Annotated in this window: 8 protein-coding genes and 1 pseudogene; 5 read left to right on the top strand and 4 right to left on the bottom strand. The window is 48.5% G+C overall.

The window, feature by feature from the left end; all coding sequences use genetic code 11:
- Nucleotides 1-224 precede the first annotated feature (224 nt).
- Nucleotides 225-444 (bottom strand): annotated as a pseudogene (locus tag DXT74_RS18205) (IS5/IS1182 family transposase); the annotation flags it as partial.
- Between the two features lie 250 nt (nucleotides 445-694).
- On the opposite strand from DXT74_RS18205, the gene DXT74_RS18200 reads away from it, so the two are divergent.
- Nucleotides 695-3,349, top strand: a complete 2,655-nt coding sequence (locus DXT74_RS18200) for a TrlF family AAA-like ATPase (RefSeq protein ID WP_194426688.1) — start codon at nucleotides 695-697, stop codon at nucleotides 3,347-3,349.
- A 1,203-nt stretch (nucleotides 3,350-4,552) separates the two neighbouring features.
- Nucleotides 4,553-5,320, top strand: a complete 768-nt coding sequence (locus DXT74_RS18195; protein ID WP_194426687.1) for a hypothetical protein — start codon at nucleotides 4,553-4,555, stop codon at nucleotides 5,318-5,320.
- Nucleotides 5,321-5,780: 460 nt separating this feature from the next.
- Here DXT74_RS18195 and DXT74_RS18190 read toward each other — a convergent pair whose 3' ends face one another.
- The 3 genes from DXT74_RS18190 to DXT74_RS18180 all read right to left on the bottom strand — a co-directional run bounded on the left by DXT74_RS18190 (nucleotide 5,781) and on the right by DXT74_RS18180 (nucleotide 15,121).
- Nucleotides 5,781-6,185, bottom strand: coding sequence for a hypothetical protein (locus DXT74_RS18190; protein ID WP_194426686.1), 405 nt, complete (start codon nucleotides 6,183-6,185; stop codon nucleotides 5,781-5,783).
- Nucleotides 6,186-6,945: 760 nt separating this feature from the next.
- Nucleotides 6,946-7,695 carry an ABC transporter substrate-binding protein gene (locus tag DXT74_RS18185; RefSeq protein ID WP_194426685.1) on the bottom strand — a complete coding sequence of 250 codons (750 nt, stop codon included), beginning with the start codon at nucleotides 7,693-7,695 and terminating at the stop codon, nucleotides 6,946-6,948.
- A 520-nt stretch (nucleotides 7,696-8,215) separates the two neighbouring features.
- Nucleotides 8,216-15,121, bottom strand: a complete 6,906-nt coding sequence (locus DXT74_RS18180) for an autotransporter outer membrane beta-barrel domain-containing protein (RefSeq protein ID WP_194426684.1) — start codon at nucleotides 15,119-15,121, stop codon at nucleotides 8,216-8,218.
- Between the two features lie 461 nt (nucleotides 15,122-15,582).
- On the opposite strand from DXT74_RS18180, the gene DXT74_RS18175 reads away from it, so the two are divergent.
- From DXT74_RS18175 to DXT74_RS18165, 3 genes are all read left to right on the top strand, one after another.
- Entirely contained in the window at nucleotides 15,583-15,969 is a 387-nt protein-coding gene (locus DXT74_RS18175; RefSeq protein WP_114155265.1) for a hypothetical protein, read from the top strand.
- A gap of 457 nt (nucleotides 15,970-16,426) precedes the next feature.
- Entirely contained in the window at nucleotides 16,427-17,092 is a 666-nt protein-coding gene (locus DXT74_RS18170) for a response regulator transcription factor (protein ID WP_194426683.1), read from the top strand.
- Nucleotides 17,089-20,328: an ATP-binding protein gene (locus tag DXT74_RS18165; protein ID WP_194426682.1), complete on the top strand. Its 3,240-nt coding sequence runs from the start codon at nucleotides 17,089-17,091 to the stop codon at nucleotides 20,326-20,328. Before DXT74_RS18170 ends, DXT74_RS18165 begins: the two co-directional genes overlap by 4 nt.
- Nucleotides 20,329-20,369 lie beyond the last annotated feature (41 nt).

Below are 20,369 nucleotides of genomic sequence, written 5' to 3'. Positions count from 1 at the left end.
TCCTGAACCTCGTTCGGCCGTGTCCGATGAGCCATCAAGAATGACCTGTTCGCTGCCTACCGGCTCTGTTACACAAACCACAGGCAGGGCGAGTGCTCCCTTTCCCCAATCAGATTTACGCCGCAGCCACTGTTCGAGGACGGCCCAGCATGCTGAAGCGGTTTCAGATGACAGAGCGTCCTGCAGCTCAGCCACTTGACCATAGAAGCACTAGGCGGTCATCCTTCACCCAGCAGTTTGAAGCAATGAATCTTGGTTTCCACCAGGCTGCGGCGATGATAGCTGCTCCAGCGCCTCCAGATCGCTCTACCCTAGACGCTTGGTGGTCCGCAGAATCTCGCTCCGAGCCAGCACGCCCAGCAAACCTTTTCATGGCTTCGCATTCTTGCGGGGCAGAATACACCCGATCGCATCTCGCGTAGCAATCGCCTCATGGCAGGCCTTAGGCCCGCTAACAAAACCTGTCGATAAATCGTAGGCAGATCAATGAGAAAGCCAGCTTGAACAAAGCGTATGCGCAGCTTGCCGAAGCCCGCTAGCCAAGAAAGGGTACCGGTTGTAGCTGGCCATTTCTAACCCCAAGTGCCGATGGTGGCCATCCTTGATTAAGAGAACTAGTCTGGAGTTCGGCCAAAGTCAAAGCATATGCCATTGTGCTATTGTAACTGATGTTAGCTAACTAGCAGAATCTCTCATGAGCGATCAACACACCTACGCGAGGTTTTGGCGCTGCGCGCTACAGGTTAATCCTGTCGGCTACAACGGTACCTACCGGGGAGCGGATCACGGACTGGATGAGGGCGGCTACAATCAAGCTCTGCTTCAAAAGTGCCTTGAGCTGGGTATCAAGGTTGTCGGTTTAGCCGACCACGGCAGCGTGGCCAGCGTCGATGCTTTGCGTCAGGTGCTACAGCCGCACGGGATCGTGGTGTTTCCCGGCTTCGAGATCGCCTCAAACGACAAGACACATTATGTCTGCCTCTTCCCCGAGGACACCACAGTGCAGCAGCTTGATCGCTACCTTGGCAACCTCAAGCTGCATGATCCAGCGAATGGCATCCGGCCTTCTCGGCTGAGTTCGGAAGAACTGATCGAAGAGGTCGATCTATTGGGCGGGTTCATCTACGCCGCACATTGCACGCAGGACAATGGGCTGCTGAAAAACCGCCTGAACCACGTATGGAAGCACTCCAAGCTGCGCGCGGCCCAGATTCCGGGGTCGATAGACGACCTGACGAGCATCGAGGGGGACTTCTATCGCAAGGTGTTTTTGAACAAGGACGACAGCTACCGGCGTGAGCGCTCTGTGGCAGCGATCAATGCCAAGGATGTAGCCAAGCCTGATGACTTGGATCAGCCGAGCGCAACGTGCTTCATCAAGATGACACGGCCTACTTTCGCTGCGTTCAAGGTCGCCTTCCTTGATCCAGGGTCGCGAGTCCGGCTCAACTCGCAGCAGGCCCAAAGCCCAATTGGCAAGGTGGTACGCATGACGGTGGCCGGTGGCTACCTTGATGGCGTCCGGGTGGATTTTTCAGACCATCTCAACACGGTGATCGGCGGCCGTGGAACGGGCAAGTCAACCTTGCTCGAATGCCTGCGCTTCGCCTTGGACTTGCCACCCAAAGGCAAGCAGGCTCAGAAGCTCCATCAAGAGATCATCAAGGAGAACCTTGGTCGCTCGGCCGGTCGGGTTGAGTTGACAGTAGTGTCCTCTGCCCAGAACGGTAAGCAGTACACCATCTCGCGCCGTCATGGTGAGCCGCCGATGGTGCGTGACATTGATGGCAATGTCTCCACCCTGCTTCCGCGCGACTTGCTGCCGGGCATCGACATTTATGGGCAGAACGAGATTTACGAGCTGGCCCAAGATGAAACCAGCCGAGTGCAGTTGCTGGATCGCTTTCTTCCTCAAGACGGGGAGTACGAGGCGAAGAGCGCCGACGTGCATAGGCGCTTGAAGGACAACCAGCAGAAGCTCATGAAGTCCCTGACCGATCTTGACGAGCTGAATGCACAGGTTGAGCTCTTGCCGAAGCTGGAAGAGCAGCTTCGCGGGTTTGATGAGCTGGGGATCAAGGAGAAGCTGGCGAAGACCTCATTGCTTGCACGCGAACGAGAGATTGCCAAGACCGCGACCGATGGCGTGCAGAGCTTTCGTGACGCGCTTTCAGACCTGCGTGACTGCTTGCCTGACCTTGACTTCATCAACGATGAGGCCCTTGAGGGGTTGCCTGATGCTGTCCAGTTGCTCGCTATGCGCGCTACGCTGGATGGACTCAAGCAGGGGTTCACCGACCATCTGACCACTATGCAGGCCTTCCTTGATGACAGGGCAGGACAGTTCACCACCCAGCATGGTGCATGGCAGCAGGCGATTCAGGAGCACGAGGCCGAGTTGGAGAAGGCGCTGCGGACGTTGCCCGCCACTGCGGGAAAGAGCGGGCAGGAGGTCGGTGTTGCCTATCAGAAGTTGATGGGGGAGGTCGAGCGCATCAAGCCCATGAAGTCGCGGGCAACTAACCACGAGTCCCAGCGCGACGTCTTGCGTCAGGAGCGGCGCAACTTGTTGGCCGAGCAGTCCAATTTACGTGGACAGCGCATACAAGTGTTGCAGAAGGCTGCGAAGAAGCTGAACAGGCGGCTTGAAGGCAAGCTCAAGGTTGAAATTGTGCCGGAGGCTGACCGCACGCCATTGATGACGTTCCTGCTTGGTTGTAGGCTGGACGGTGTGGGCGAAAAGCGGCTTGCGTTCATTGAGAACGCCGAGACGATCACCCCGTTGTCGCTGGCCCAGTCGATTCAGAAAGGGTCTGCCGACGTGCAACTCGATTGCGGCGTCACGCAGATTGTGGCGGACGCACTCACCAAGCTCCATTTGTCTCAGCTGATGGAGTTGGAGGCCTTGGAGCTGAAGCATCGCGTGGACATCTTTTTGAATGTCGCTCACGGCCAAGCCGATCCGGTATTCCGGCCGCTCAACAAGCTCTCAACAGGCCAGCAGTGCACGGCAATCCTGCACATGCTGCTGCTTGAGAATGTCGATCCCCTTCTGATGGATCAGCCTGAGGATAACCTAGACAACGCCTTCATCGCGGATCGAATCGTCAGCGAACTCAGGGAGGCCAAGACTGGCCGACAGTTTTTGTTCGCGACACACAACGCGAACATCCCCGTGTTTGGAGATGCCGAGTGGATTGGCGTGTTCACAGCCGCTGAGAATCAAGGGTGTCTCGGACTGGAAGCACAAGGCTCGATTGACGTTCCTGTGATTCGAGATCAGGTGGCAAGCATTCTGGAAGGCGGGCGCGATGCCTTCATTCAGCGCAAAGAGAAGTACGAGTTCTGATGGCCTGAATTGCCTCTCATTTACTAGATACGCGAATAGCTGCTTTCCCGATGTGAAAGCAGCTATTACTCATTGTGGGCTTAAGCGACTGCTTAGGTCGAAGAGCGCTCAGCAAAAAACTGGCGGTGATTCAGAGCCGGGTGATGGAATCACCGCGCGAATGCGCTGCGGATTTGAAATGCGAGGTGATGATGGCTTTCAAGTAGGAAGGTATGCTGGTGTTGAAGTAAGAATTACTAGTGAAATTCATGCGAATACTCAATGAGGTCGTGCTTTTCCTGTTTATGCAGTTGACACCACAGCTGACTAGGATGACGCAACCCCTTCGGTCTCTCGCCATTACAGAGGCTTCAACACTGCTACGATTTGCCTCGTACCATGATGGCGCATCGTTTTTATCGGTCTTGCTTGTGCCTTTCGCTTGGCATCGCCATCGAAGGTTCCTGCAGTTCAACGTAAGAGCCCGAATCAGGCTGACGTTGCCTCTATGTTGGACACCGACGGGACCGTAAGCAGGTATTAATCCCTACTGATCGCGGGGCAAGATCACTCCCCGGTTTTGATGTCATATGAGTACTATCGGTACTTGAAAGGCAGTTCTCGGTTGTTCGTCTTCCATGACCCATATCTGACGTCTTTACGAAGCCTTTTCCATGACGCTCACGACCGGGGCTGTTGACCCAAACCGCTCATGGTGGTTTGCCACCCGCTTCTGTAAGCCATACCCTCTTCCTGAAGGTCGTTCTGTGCTCCAGAGGCACCCAATTCCGCTTGCTTCAGTGCCAAACGATTTGGGCTGTGTGGTGGCTCTCCATTCAACGCATGTTCTACGGTCAAGCGTATGAGTATGTTTCGTATATTTTTATATTGAAATAAATATCTCAGCTAGAGAGTCAAAAAATGCGGAACAAAGATAAATTGATGATGTCTATTTTCAAAATGGCTATATCAAACGCCGTTGGTTATTCAAAGTATTTGATGAGAATTAAAAGCGAAGGCATTTTCTCTGTTAGTCTGTAAAACTTTGCCGAAATGTAAAATTTACCACGCCAAAGCGATTTGCAATTCAATCAAAATTTTTAAATATCAAAGCCTGCCTTTATGGTTATAAAACACAGATTAATGTTTGGCGCGCAAAGGAGGGGTAAAGAAAGTCAGCAAAGCCAAACCAAACCTTAACATTTGCAAAGCAAAGGATGAAGAATGAAAATTAAATTTATCATGTTTCCACTTGTATTTTCCGCAGCAGCTATGGCAAAGCCTGTCTACATAAATATAGATAGCGACACTCAAAATAAATCAATAACTTACACTGCTAAAATAAGATTGGCTAGCGGCTCGGATTGGATTAATCTCGGTCCTGTTTATTCTGGCATGAATAAATTTAATATTCACGCTGATGTTGATGGTGAGGATGGGACTCTTTGGTTGGAAGGCTTGGGGAATCAGAAGTTTGTTTCTCACTTTTCCAAAGAAAAAGGCGATGATGTTATTGAGTTTAAAGTCAATTCCCTGAGAAATGAAAAGCAAGATGAGAACGCAGTCATTGAATATAATTCAACTGGTTCGGGAAGTGGTTTAAACTATAAGAAGTTAGGTGTTAATCGCAGGGCGGAAGTCTATGCATTGTCTCCGGACGCAACAAATTCCTGGCCTACAGTGTGTGAGTTTGCTGCGGCAGGAGTTACAGGGCACAAAGTGCTTATCTGTGCCATTAAGTCTACTCCTCAGATTGTGTTCACGAGCACCTCTGATTCAGGGCTAGCGTTTCGCGTTGGGGTGTTTAAAGGGAATTTCTCGTCTAAATACTCAGCTTCTTATATTAAAGGAAAACCAACGAAATATGGTTTTCAAGGTTGGCTTTTTTATTCTAAAATCAAGTTTGATGGTGGTCCCAACCTTTATTTTGGGGAGTTCAGCGGAGGAGGTATTGGTGTAGGCTTATACACTGGGAATGGTATATTTATGTAAGCTCAGGGAAGACCTGAATTAGCAACTATCGGTGATGGAAATACAAATTCCTTGATAAGTTTTTTCCAATCAGCTGAGCTATCTCAGGCACCCTATTGTCAGGATGACCGGATACTCCGGTTATCCTGCGCTTAGCTGGAGAAGTTCCGATTTGATCTGATCATCAGACCTTGCCGAGAGGTAGAGTGGCTATTTTATTGAACTCTAAAGCCACGTGCAATTCAATACCGGGGGACATTGGACCTCCCAAGGAATGCCGGTAGTGAGAACGGAAAAGATGCCATTGAGGCTGCAAAATCATCCAGCTGCGGCTTCCTTCCCTGACGGGAGCTTGATACTGGGGTACAGCTGCAACGACTTCCAGAGCTTCTGACTAACGACTTTACGTTTTATTTCCCCAAGAAATAGGTATAGGCATCAATAGGTTTTGTTAGTTAGCATTAACAGCCTAAAATTTTCTTTACAAAAACTTTTTCTGTCCTTGTAAATTATTAATACCAAGCACAACACCAACAAAGTAATGCGCACAAAACATAAAAACAAGTGGGGCCGCAATAAATGTTGGAGGATAATGAGATAAGGGCGTATTATTTGCTTCCTTTAATATCAAAGCGCTTAGTATTAGCCATAAATGACCAGTTGCACACAAGCACTGCGGCAGTAACATTTTACTTTTTGCCCATCTGTCAAAGCCGTAAATTTTCAATTTCAAAACAATTATTATCATCAATATAAAATCAATGACGCCGTATGCAATCACTGGAAACGCCAAAGGAAAATACATAATCAAGCTGCTGAAAGCTAAGCTGAAAGCTAATAGTACAAAAATACTGAAGTAAAATGAACTCATTGATAAAATAGCCATAAACCTCAGCGTCCTTTTTTTTGTTAATTTCACTGACTTACACTCCTAAAGCTAGCTCAATTTAACGTTGCACCACAAAGAGATCAACGTGCATAGAACCAATAACTAACTTGAATACCCGCCCCGGTCGCGAGTTAACTCTGTATCGAATGAGTCTTTAAGACTAGTGGTAGTCCATTGTAGTTAATTCAGTAGAAAGCGAATTCTAAAGCAGTAGAATCACTGAAGATGACAGATATGATGTTTAATGTTTCATTGAGTGTGAAGTCACATCAATCAGTCTTGGGATGCTAAGGCTTTGCATGAGATACACAACCCATGGTGATAAGTATTCAGCAAATGGCTATGAAAACTTAACAAATCCACCTCAATCCGCACAAATTCTCCACGATCATCCATGTTGAAAAAATTTTCCCATATCAACATTAGGTAAAATGGTCTTCGCAATCATCAAAGACACTACATGTTGTCCCGGCTATTTGCTAGGCATCGCAGTGATTTCGCTTGGCCCATATAATCAACACTATTTACAATGAGAACCAGGTATGCCGATCGCTTCGGAGTACGCTCGTGACTGTTGAGCGTCGATAATCGGAATCTTCATGATGAATGCCTCTTGGGTAAACGGTGCTTTGTCACTACAGCTTTGGCACATCTATGCTGGCAGGGGGGAGAGTCCATTCCGTTAGATCAGATCTGAACTTCTATGATCGACGAAATAAAAAATTTAACGCACTGCCAGATAAAATGTACGCAATTCTCAATATTGCTTTAAGCCGTATTTACTCAATATTTTACTGGTTTCTCCATTTTTATTCATTTCATCAACTATCTTAAAAAGGCTGTCTTTGACTGATAGATTCTTTGATTTTTTTGAAAAAGCTATTGAGTACTTTACTGATTGGAAAGTGCCAGCATTCTTTAATTCCGGTATTTTTATTTCATCAATCAATCTATTCCCCACATCAGAATTCATCGCTAGTATCGTACCATCCGGGTATCGGCCTGCCTTAAATTTCTTCAAAATTATGTCGTTTGAAACCTCAATCAGAACGGTAGCGTTGTTCTTGTCCGCCAGGTCAGCTACTGCATTTGAAATTCCAGATGGCCCATAAACCACAATTAGCTTTTTGTCCAAATCCCTTCCGTTTTTATAACTAAATATATTATTTTTATCAGCAAAAAAAGAGTATCCAGAAGTTACAATTGGGGAAGAAAATAAAAAATTTTTCCCTCGTTCGGCAGTTGGCAACATGAAAACAACTCCATCAGCTTCTCCACTTAATGCCATATGGTACGTTCGCCGCCATGGAAATACTTGCACTTTGCAACTTATTTTTGCGCTCTGACACGCTAACTTAAAAATATCATGCAAGGCACCAAGTGGCGAATCTGGGTTTCCACTAGTAGCATATGAAAAAGGAGGTAAATCCTCCGCAACAAAAAACAACTGTTTTGCAACAGTATTATTTGAAAGAATTATGGCGAATATAAAAAAATGGAATGCCACATACTATCACCTATAGATTTAATCACGCGGGTAGCGCTAGTAATAAACTCTACAATCCCTCTCAGTTTAGATTATAATAGTTATCATTGGCATTGGCATTGGCATTGGCATTGGCATTGGCATTGGCATTGGCATTGGCATTGGCATTTTTATTTTCCGTTGTTTAGCGGCCCCTGTCGATCCACTCCAGCAGGGCGATGGTGGCAATTTCAATAATTATCAAAGTGAAGCTAACAAGAGCAACGTAGATATCAATGCCATCGATGCACCATATGTAAAACAATATAATATAATATAGCAAATACGCAATTGGAACAAAATATACCAGAAATCTTACTGCGATGTTTGTTGTGCTGCTTGTTATTTTGTTTTTACTCAATATCATTGCTAAATTACCAAAATAAATAAAGATATAGTTTCGTCCGCCCAATAGTCTATAGAAAGATTTAGATATTTCTAACATAAACGACTACCCAATAAAAAACCCGGGGCGAACCCCGGGTTGATTTGGCAAACTACCTTACCAGTTGTATTTCACACCGCCCTGCAGGCTGCCCTTCGTGAACGAAGACATGTCCGTCTTCACCCCCGCGCTGCCCCAGACTTCCAGCCGCTTCGACAGGTTGCCCTGCAAGCCCACCTTGAATTCGCCGTATTGCGATGGCAGATCCAGGCTCACCTGCTGAGCATCGAAATTCATCCCTTGCGAGCCACGGTTGTTGTACCACCAGTTCAGCTCCGCAAACGGACGCATCCGCGTTTGCTTCGCCTCATTCTGGAAGTCTCCTTGCAACCTCACACCCAGCCGCGCCAGAACCGTGCCCATCGATTGGCCAGAAATCATCGTGCCGGTCGATTCTTTATGATCATCCGCCCGGTAATCCGAGTAGATCAGTTGTACCTGCGGCTGCAGATAAACCTGCGCCCCCGGGCGCTCGTCGATCTTGAAGGAGTAACCCCCTTCCACCGAACCGGTGAACACCTGCGAGTGGTAGCTTTCCCCGCTCAGACCCTGGCCCTGAACCTGGTTATTGAACCGGCCATACATCAGCCAGGTGTCAATGTACGGACCCGAGAGCTCGTCTTGATGACCATACCACGTGCCATAGACGCCGCCGCTGACGCCATCCGCCTTGTGGCTGGCGCTCAACCAGCCATTGTCCACCGAGCCGGTATGACGCGAGTACTGACCCATCACACCCAGGTGGACTTTGCCATTCGCGCCAGCGCTGAAACGGGCAACATCGCTGCCAAAGTGCACCACTTGCTCCGTGCCATTGCCCGTCAGACCATTGGCATCCCAATCGGTTTGCGAGCCCGCTATGCGGAACCAGCTGTTATTGCTCGGCTCGCCACCGTTACCGCCCACACCCGGCGCTTGCGCCTGGCGTTCGCGCAGCGTATGCACTTGCATGTTCAGTGCAGCCTGGCGGTTGGCCAGATAGCCGCCCACTTCTGGACGATAGACCGGTTCGCTCACGCTAGGCGGCTGCCGCGGCGCAGGCGGAGCGATCTCCTCTTCCGGCGGCCCAGGCTGCTCTTCCGGCGGATTAGCCGGTGCTATGGCCGACACCAGATACCAATCCTCGGTCTCTCCACCATTGCCGCCACGCGCCAGCGTGTAGTCATACGCGCCGTGCGCCAGCGTGCCCACGCCTTGGCGGTAACCATCCGAACGCGCGTCCAGCACAAAAGCCTCCGCGGTCGTCGTCGCGCCGTTTTGCGTTTCCACCACGCGGATGCCTTGTTGCGTTTGTGCGCCATCGCCGCCCGCATGCTTGAACACCAAGTTGGTGTTACCCGTAACCGCGCCACCATCAAAGATCAGTTTGTCTGTTGCCGAGCTGTCGTCGCCCATATAGGTGTTCAGCACCACCGTGCCGTTCTGGCCCACGTAGTCGCTCTTTACCAGCAAACGGTTACCCACTTGACCACCGGCCAAATTGATGATGCCGCTATTGATCAGACCTCCAGCCAAAGTAAAAGTACTCGCTGCTGCCGTCTCATAACCCAGCAGTGTATTCAATGCACTGATTGTACCGGCATTGCTCACCACCCCCTGAACAGTGCCCTGGCCCGCAAGGATTGCACCTTGCTTCACTGCCACTTCTCCGGCACCGACACCACCCAAGTTAATGTTGGGCTGGCTCACGTCACCCACGATCACCGCGCCTGCGTTGATAGCTGTTTTGCCGGCATAGGTCAGAGCATCACCCGCGGTGAGCGTACCAGCACCCTGCTTGATCAGATCTCCGTTGCCGGAAACCGTGTTGGCCAGGATCCAGTCGGTGGCGGTATCCACCACTAGCTGGCCCTCATTAACTAACTTGGCTTCGCCCAGATGTTTGGCCTCGGCCACTGTCAGAGAGGCGCTCTCCGCCGTCGCAAACTGCCCCGAGAAGACGCTGTTATCACCGGTAACGCTCACGTTGGCGCCACTGATCAGGTTCACTGCACCTCGACCGCTGATCACATTAGTCAGCGCGCCAGTGGCACCGTTGAGGTCCAGCGTACCGTCGTTGGCAATCACGCCCGTGCCAAGGCCTAGCGTATCGTTTATCTGCACCGTGGCGCTCTGGGCAATGTTCGTTCTGGATGACAGGTCCGCATTAGCACCCTGCACTTCGAGCAAACCACCAGCCACGTTTATCTGGCCAGCGCCCGTGAGACTTCCTGCTGAGAGGCCGCCATTGGCGATGGTCAGCGTGCCGTTATTGACGTCCAAGGTCGAGCCAGCGTGGCTATTAAGCAAGCCAATGGTCTGAGTGCGACCGTTCAAGTTGGTCGTTGCATTGTCGGAAATGTACAGCGCACTGGTCTGTCCTAACGCACCGTCCGCATCCAACCTGAGCGTACCGCTACGCACGGTAGTTTCACCAGCGTAGTCATTTCGCGTGTTGGACACCGAGAGCGTACCGTTGCCCGCATCGATAGCCAGATTGCCCTCACCAGTCAGCTTCGCACTCATGTCTGCTGCGGCACCCTTCTTGTCATGGTCCTGAGCCAACGAGAGCGTCTTGCCCGCCTGCAGATCCATTTCAGTCAGACCATAATTCACGTACAGGCCATCGCCAGGCGCCGAGGTCAGTCGGAAATCGTAAGTCCCCTTAGCCACAATTTCACTGCCCTGGCTAATATCCACCTCACGTTTGTCGCTGATCTTCTGACCATTCTGATCCTGCAACTCCAGCCCACCTCCCGAACCGATGATGGACTGTGCTTCGACTAACTTAACGCCAATCATGCCATCATCCTGCTCCAGCAGATTAGCGGTGTTTGGCGTATCCGGCACACTCGGTACATACGGTGCCGGCACCGTAACTCTAATCTGACCCTCTCCACTCGCGTCGAGCACATCCACCTTGATCACACTGCTGGCCACGGTCTGTTCCGGTATACTGGCATTGAATACTACTGTGCCACCCGCGAAGGCCAAGCCACCAATTTGCTGGGTACCGTCCCCGACGGAAATCAGGCTGTCCTGGCCCGCTTCCAAAGTCGCGCTGCCCAATGCCCTAGTGTTGGTACCTGACAAATCAAAGGTGCTATGCCCCACAGACAGCTTGCCCGAGAAGTCTGCTCCTAAGCTTGTCCCATTCGCCGCGCCAAAATCGAACCTCTGACCACCAGTAGAAGTGCTCACCGTTCCCTTGCCCGACAACGGATTGTTTAGTACAAACGCCTCGCCCGTGACTACTGCCAGCGTGCTGCCTGCATCGATCTCCACCGCCGCGTTGTCCGAGCCATCCTTGGCAACAGTCATAGCGCGCTCAAGAGCCACTGTCGAGTTACCAGTCAGTTGCACACGGTCGAAGTTGTGGATCGCATCTGCATCAGCGTAGGAGTAGTGCGCACCATCGAAAACCAGCAGATTGTCTCCCTCAGCGCCCCCATCTACCTGCGTAAACTTAGCGTCGCCCTCTACCGTGACAGTATCATCACCACTACCACCCAACAGCGTGCCCTCCAACTGAGATCCCGCCTCCAAGGTAGCCGCATTGCGGCCATTGCCCAGTGATACGATGCCGGTAACCTTACCCGTACCACCGTTGATAAAGGTATGACCCTGGTCGTCAAGCGCTACCGCCACCGCGCTGGCCGAGGCCGCGGCGATCTGCCCATTGTTGCGCAGCGTCTGAGGATTACCCTCAATCAGCACCGCGTTCGCGTTCTCGGTCGACAAACGCGCACCGGCCCCCACCGTGACCTGCTTGGCCGCATCAATCCTGATGGCATTGCCGCCGTCTCCTGACAGAGTCAGCGACTGACTGTTGACCATCAGGTCGCCCGTGGTGTTGGCGTATACCCCTGCGCCGTTGCCCGTCACGTCTATCTTCCAAGCATCGCCCACCGTCAGGCTGCCATTGGTCACACCACCATCCTCGATGGACAAAGCAATGCCCTTGCCTCCGCGCAGGCTGCTTACAACGATAGTGCCGTGCGAGGTCTCATCGAGGTTATTCTCGGTCAACAGCGCCGCACCCGACCCCCGCATCTCCAGCACCGCGCCATCCACCAGGGTAGTCGCCGCCGTTGCCTTATTAGTGATCAGGTTGCCGTAACCCGCCCCCAAGCCCGTGATGCTCGCGCCTTCGGTTACCACAACACTCCCGGCGTCCGCCCCCACCAGAATGCCGGAAGCACCACCATCTACCGTGATGGTGTCAGCCGTGCTAAGAGAAGCGCCCCCATGCACATGGATACCCGCCACGCCATCATCCACAGTGATCTTGCCTGCCTTGGCTCCGGCTACCACCGTCGAGCCCTTGCCCACCACTTCGATGGCAGTGCCATGCGACAGATGAATGTCGCCCGCATTGATCAGTTGCCCACCGTTCCTGACCACGAAGGCCGTTACATCCGTGGCGTTAGTGACTTCCACGTTGGCGTAGTTAGTGAAGATAGACTGAGCCGCACCTACCGCCTTTCCAGTAAGATCGTGCTTGGTGTTATCCACAACTACGGCGGTACTCCCATCCTTCAGCACAAGCCTAGCCGCCCCACTCATCTGTCCTGTCGCGCCGCCTTCAAGCTTTAGAGCCGTAGCACCTTCGCCCGATACGGTGATATCCGCACCATCCAGATTGATCGTTGAGCCCACACCCGTCACCTGTAGCGCAGTCGAACGCTCACCTGAGGCGATCAGCCTAGCTCCCACAGAATTGATGATCTTGGCTCCATCCTCAATACGAAACAGCGTCGAACCAGCCGTGGCAACTTCCAGGCCGGTGGCTGGCGAGGACTTGATGTCAATAGTGGAGGCCTTGCCGTTGGCGTTCGTGCCATACGCGAAGAATCCGATTTGACTTTCGCCTTGCGAGAAGTTAACCGTCCCGCCGTCGACCACTATCTTGCCAGCCTCGCGTGCGTGCACCCCTATCGCACCGTCGCCGTTGAGATTGACAGAGCCGCCGTTGAGAGCGATTTCTGCTTTATCACCCTGAGCCCAAGCACCATAGTTGCGACGATCAAGCGCAGCATCGCCATTCATGTTGACCTGCCCGGTCGAAATGATCCTACTCGCTCCGCCGCCAGGATCATAAGCCTTCATCGCGATGGAATTAACGACGAGTTCACCAGCCTTGCCTACATTGATCGTTCCGGTGTTAGTCACGTTCATCGCGTTGATTGCGGCCATCCCGATGTTCTCAGCCGGTGCTGCGCTCTGCACGGCCCCCAGAATCTCGATGGTGCCACTGTTGGTCAAGGAGCCTCGGTTGCCCGTACCCATGGACCGCATGGCAGTCCCCCGCTGAGTCTGCGTTCCGATAACAATCTCGCCAATGTTCTCGGCGATACCATTGGTCTCCACCGATATACCTGCGACAACGCCATTAGCTGCGGTAGTCAACGAAACATCAGAAGTTTCATCCGCAATATGGGTTTGAGGACCACGCCCAATAAAGATGAGCCCACCTTGCTCATTGACAAACTCCCCTCCACCTAGGACTCTCGCTCCGACCACGCCAGACAAGTTACCCGTGGTTCCGTTGACACCCACGTTAATTGCACCACTGTTTGAAGCCTTCGCATTGGATTCAACTCGGAGGCCTTCGACTAGGCCGCCATCCCCACGCGTATTCACTGCAACATTGATGATCCCTTCGGCGCCATTCTCAAACTTCGCGTTATTTGACGTTCGAGCGCCGACAGCATAGGCGATACCGGTTGCACCAATGCTACCGTCATCATTTAGTGTCAAGCCAATGTTGATGACCCCGTTGTTGATGCCCTGGCTACCCGCATCACTAATAACAAAAGCATCCCCATCGTATTGTCCCCCCGTCGTCCTAACTAGGGAAACTATTCCATTATTGACAATCTTTCCTCCCTTGTCTGCGCGCATGACGCCGCCTAGGCTCCCCCCTCCCCGATCCACGGTTAGAGCACCGCTAGACGTCAACGTACCAGTGGCGTTGGCTCCACTTGCGCGAATCACATTGACATAACCGCGATTTTCAGTAATTTCACCAGAGGCTGAGCCTGGAGGCAGTTCGTACTTTATGTATTCGGTCGTCGTATTGAAGGATTTGTAAAACTCATTTGTATATTTCGCCTGATCCAGGCGTCCTGCCTCGAGTTCGGCAATGAGCCACGAGTTGTACGCCTTAAGATCGGCGATGCTCTGCATCTGAAACTGCGTTCCGTTGTACGCTGTTAACTTGCCATCCTCAGGAAATTTCGCCACCCGGGTGACTGCAATTTGGCCTTCAGGTGCATTTGCCACCATACTGGCATCAAAGTTGAATGTATTCTTCGAATTCCAGTTGACACTGCTGACGTTCTGACCGCTTCCATCGGCGAGGACAAGCGCGGTCTGCTTTGCAACCACGGTCTTGCTCGTGGAGTCGTTAACCAGATTAATATTCAACGTACCACCGGTACTGTCGACAGAACCTAATCGTAGATCAACGTACTGCGCGACATTCGATTGACCCAGTGAAATCAGTTGGTTACCAAGAAGAGGTGGGAGTTCAACAATTTTCTTGTTGTCGATCACAGACACAGTGCGCTTGCTACCTGTCGCCGGGTCCTCAACGGTGATGTTCAAATCTGGCGTAAAGGTGCTAAGGCGCATCGCTCCGATAGCATCGAGCTCGCCACTAACCTTTCCTTCATCAATCAGTGCCTGTAAAGTCGTATACGTATGATCCCCATTGCTTCCGCTGAGGACTGTTCCTAGTGAACCTGTAAGGTTGGCGGTAGCTCCTCCATTGACAACAACGGCCCCAACCTGGTGGTCGTTGGTGTGCGGGTCGAAGCTCCCCAGTGTAAAGTCCTGCGCCATCGCGAGAATAGGCAGCATTAGCATGCCCGCCACGACGGCTGATCGACCACCGGATTTTCCGCGAGCGGTGGCCAGTTCAGAAACTGTCACCCACTGCTGGCTGACTGCACTCCATATCACTCGGTAAATCTTGTTCATTTAGTACTCCGCAATGCATTTATCGTAAGAATGCCGCGCTGTCTCTACTTCTGGCTGCCTTGTAAATTTCCTCTGGCTAAAGCGAGATTGAAGAAAGCAACAGCTCATCCCGAAGATCAAGGCAATGCAAAGCCCTGCCTAGGAGGCGGCAGGCAAATTTTCATTACAAATCAATATGTTTGATATAGAAAAATTTCGATTCTGATTATTTGTACTATTGTGATTGCTGCGAGCAGAAGCGCATGGCACGCGGTAAGCAGAGCACGCGCGCATGCTAGCGCTTGACATGTACATCCATGCTTCTCGCGGTACCAGGACTCTTGTTGCATCCCGCTGAGTGCAGCTAACTACACCGCATGTGATGTAAGCTGCTTTGCTTGCGTTAGCGAAAATTTAGCGCAGACGCCTGAATGAGGTGAGGCCCTGAGATTTGGCGCCGACTAGCTTGAACGGGAGCAAAAATGGAAACCTTGACAGAGCAACAGAGGAAAACCCTGCGTGAAACCAGCACATTTGTTTCAAACCTATGCACGGCTTTTCTGTTTTTTGTGATGATCAGCATCGTCATGCCTGACGACATTGAAGCTTCCAAATGGGGTTATATGATCAACCTAACGGCGGTAGAACTAGTGACGATCTTGTTGTGCTACGCATCCGCAGTGAACAGATTGATTCGCGCATTGTTGGGGCTGTTGATCTTCCTGCTGGTATCGCTTTCCTATGGCTACCACTTCCGTCTGGACACGCCCACAGGGGTCAAACAACATTTTCATAATGGGATTTGCATGGAATATGATTATTCCAAAAATGTAAAAAGAGTAAACGTAGGTGCTGGCGGCAGAACCTGATTGCAAAATCAAGTCTTGCAGGATTGATCGGGATGTGAATGAAGAAACTTATGCCATTTGCAATACATAATAAGCATGAATGTATGACGCCCGGATGTGCCCTCCAGGATTCTTTTCCCACGCTTGTGTGCCACTTGTGTTTCATCGCATTAGTACACCTTGGTACGCAAGCCATGCGCGAAGGGAAGACACCCACCTAATACCAAACGCATCCATCTAAGCCAGCCTGAACCACCATATGAACAATTTAAAATACACGTACTTTGTCACAATTAATAATTTTGTCTATGATCAAAAAAGGGAAACATACTGAGTGAGCAGCTAAAATGAAACTAACTATGGTTATACTTTGCAATACTCACTGTATCGATCCTGGTCAGCCGTATACAGCTATGACTAGCTCTTGATTCAATAAAAAATTAAATACAATTTTAAAGCTATGGAAGCGAGCTTGCTCATGAAAGCGAATAATACTAAATGGAAGTTGGCGGTGGCGGATGATCACCCTGTAGTATTATCCGCAATGATAGATGCGTTCAATTCCACACAAGAGTTTGAAGTCTGCTTAACCGCAAATTCGGGCAACGAACTATTAAAAGGTCTTGAAAGCATCAATTGCAATATGATCATCACTGATTTTTCCATGCCATCTGAAGATGGCAGCGAAGATGGGTTGCGATTAATCGATCGCATAAAAAGAAAATTCCCAACCACTCCAATTGTTATTTTTACCATGATAAATAGCAACGGAATAATTAATTATTTAACAAAAACTCAGGTTGCGGGCGTTGTTGGAAAATCTGAAGAGCTAGATACCTTAATAAATGTATGCAAGACCGCTATTTCTTCTAAAAAAACAGTTCTATCTCCCAAACTTAATGAATTAGTTAGAAAGCAAGCAAGGAATAGCAAAGTTTTGAACCAGAAAAATAAGTTAAGCGCGAAAGAATTAGAAGTTGTAAGGCTTTATTGTCAAGGCATTTCTTTGGTAGAAATCGCTAGAATGTTAAATCGAGCAGTTGGGACGATAGGTACACAAAAGCAATCGGCCATGCATAAACTTCAAATAGATAATAACGTAGAGCTAATTGCTTACGCTAAGGAAAGCGGATTAATCCAATGAAGTACGACAACCCACCGTCACACCAGACAATAAAAGAGTTAAATTCTAGCTTTCAGCGTGAAAAAAGAACTTTTGGAATCATTGTTCTTTTAATGATTGCCACTGCAATCATTACCGCATCCATTACTATTGCCGGCAGGATAAATAAGCAACTAGAGTGGGAAAATAACTCACTTAGAATTGCCTATTCGGGCATTAAGGAGTTTATTGAGTATAGACAAATGTCGATGGTGGCGTTTGATCTCCTATTTCAAGCTACCGCTCCGGATACCACATTAAACTTATCAAGCAGGTACGCTGGGTCAAAATGTCAACTCCTATCGCCATCTTTGTCGCAAAATGAAAGATTGGAAAATGTTTGCAATGAGATAATAGAGAGAATTTCTCTACCCAATGCACAATTACCACTTCTTATTCTGTCTTTAGATGGCAAGTCAGCCTACATAAACTCTTCCTTTCAAAAAAACAATAATATAAATGAAATCACTTCCAAAATTCCGACCAAGCTGCTAGCTCAGAATTTATATGCATACGCAAAGAATTCTGACACAACCATGCAGACAGGAGGAAAAATTGCATGGATTTCCCCTCCTTCTATTACTGGAATAAACCGAAAAACTATTTTAGGGATTGCCATAATTAAAGAAAAAAAGGTTCCTAAAGTATTAGCGATAACGTCCATTTCAATTAACGAAATTCATAATGTCGCCTCTCCATTGCCTCGCAACATCAGCATAGCGCTGACAGACTATACGGGCAAAATTGTGGATAGCGACCTCTCTTTAGCCACCGCTGCTAGATTACAAGAAAATCTGGCTCCATTAAGACCAAATAGATACTACTGGATAAGGGACTATGGATGGGCATCCTTAAGCTCACAAGTCGTTCCGGGGTTTGGCCGATTTATTGTTTCTATTTCATATTGGGAACTCTTTGATAAAATATGGCGCGACGTAGCAATTATTTTTCTAATAACACTTAGCTTAGTAATATTCCTGCTTTGTGTATTCAAGTACTGGAGCAAGAACTACTTAAAGCCAGCATATACAAGAGCGGCGCAAGCCCTTGAAATGGACATGTTAAATCACTTTTTGGTTCATACCATTCCTGTTGGCCTATGTGTATTAGAAAGACCATCACTAAACTTAATATTTTCTAATCAAGTGGCAAGTAGTCTCGTTCTTAAAAATGAGACAGGCCACATACTGCCAATTAAATTTCGAGAGCTATTCGAGCAATCTCAAATGCAGCACCAAGGTGGAAGCCCCATCGAGCAAATAGGACACTTTCAGTACTCATTTAATGACCCGCTATCTCATAAAATGATTTATTTGGAGGTAATATACTCGCCTGCAATTTTAGAGCAAAACGATGTATATTTTTGTGCAATTAACGATGTCACCCAACACTATGAAGCAAAAAGCATATTAGAAGAAGCGCGTAAAACAAGTGAACAAGCCGCAAAAGCAAAGATTAATTTTTTTGCTGCAATGAGCCATGAGATCCGGACTCCTTTGGCTTCACTCGTTGGAAACATAGAATTAATTACAAAAGAAGGCTATGTAGGGAAACAAGAAAATAGAATACATGCCATGCATTCGTCAGCGCAAAATCTGTTAAGAATAGTCAATGACGTATTAGATTTCTCAAAAATGGATCTTGGCGAGATGAAAATCCATAAGGAATGGACCTCTCTCACTAGAATTTTTAAGCAAACCGCATTAATTTATTCCGCAATGGCAATCCAGAAGGGGGTAAATTTTTATATATTTATCGATAGAAATATTCCAGAATTAACGCTTTTTGATCCGATTCGTCTTTCTCAAATCATAAATAACATTCTCAGCAACTCATTCAAGTTTACCAGTTCAGGGAAAGTAGCCATGAACGCGAGTTGGGAAAACTCAATTCTTTGCATATCCATTACAGATTCGGGCATGGGAATGCCAGAATCAATCAAAGGCAATTTATTCAAACCATTTACTCAGGCCAATAACTTAAGCAGCACTCAAGGAACTGGGTTAGGCTTGTCGATATGTCATCGACTATGTTTGCTTATGGATGCACAAATCAAGATAGATAGCACTGAAGGTGTAGGCACTCGCGTAGAAATAAAGATTCCTTTAGAGCAAAAAGGCAATGCAGTATCAGGTGAAAAATGGGGAATCCATCTAGAACGCCCACTTATTATTTGCAGGGCAAGAGAAAATAAAGAATGGTTGATGAATTTAATTATTTCAACGGATCATTCCATTGTCGTTTCAAGTGAACTGAATGAGATAAGAAACATATCTCAGTTTGACTACATCTTTGTCACCGATGAATTTGAACTGCAGGACATTCAGCATCTTATAGATCAATGTGCAAAAATTATATACATAAAAAAAGATGGCGCACTCAAATCTAGAAAAATACAAGACAATATCTCAGAAGCTAATTTGTATGATCCTAGATCAATCAAGCAAGCCATAGAGAACTTGAAAAATGAAACTTCAAACATAAAACAGGAAGATGTGCCCAGTGAAAATCTGCACTCCAACATAAATATACTTATCGCCGAAGATAACAAACTGAATAGAGAGTTATTGATAGATCAGCTAAAACACTTGGGCATCCACTCCATAGGCGTAGAAAATGGGAAAGAGGCTTTAATTGAGCTGAAAAAAGGTTATTACAATGCCGTTTTTACAGACATTGATATGCCTGTTATGGATGGATATGAATTAACAAGAAAAATAAAAACCATTAGGCCTACAATGCCAGTTTTTGCAATTAGTGCGAGTGCAAAACCTGATAAAACTGCTAGAAATGAGGGCGCCGAATTTACGGATTACCTCATGAAGCCAGTTGAGCTAGAGGACTTGCATAATATAATTGAGAATCATTTCTTGCATGATAAAAAAAAGAGCAACCACCCATATAGGAATAACGAGGAGCTCACGCCCAATATCCCGGAAAAATATTTACGCATTTTACGCATCGAAATAAAATCTGAGCTGGAGAAAATTGACGGAATTATCCATAAAAAAGACATGACATTGCTTGCTAAGTGGACTCACAAGCTATTGGGTGGGTTTAAGGTTCTTGGCCAGTCCGATTTGAGTGAAAAGTTATCAAAATTTTATGACGAAATAAAAAGCCGTCCACACTGGGATGCTAATACTGATATTGAGCTGAGCTCAATAATAGAGGAGCTAATTAAAATATCAGAATTTGAACCTCCGCCACTCTCTTAGGTAATAATAAATAACTTTTTTTGCGTCTGATGCCCCTAACA

This window comes from Chromobacterium sp. Rain0013 (assembly GCF_015291765.1).
In the GTDB taxonomy this organism is placed as follows: domain Bacteria; phylum Pseudomonadota; class Gammaproteobacteria; order Burkholderiales; family Chromobacteriaceae; genus Chromobacterium; species Chromobacterium haemolyticum.
This window is presented reverse-complemented; position numbering and strand designations above follow the sequence as displayed.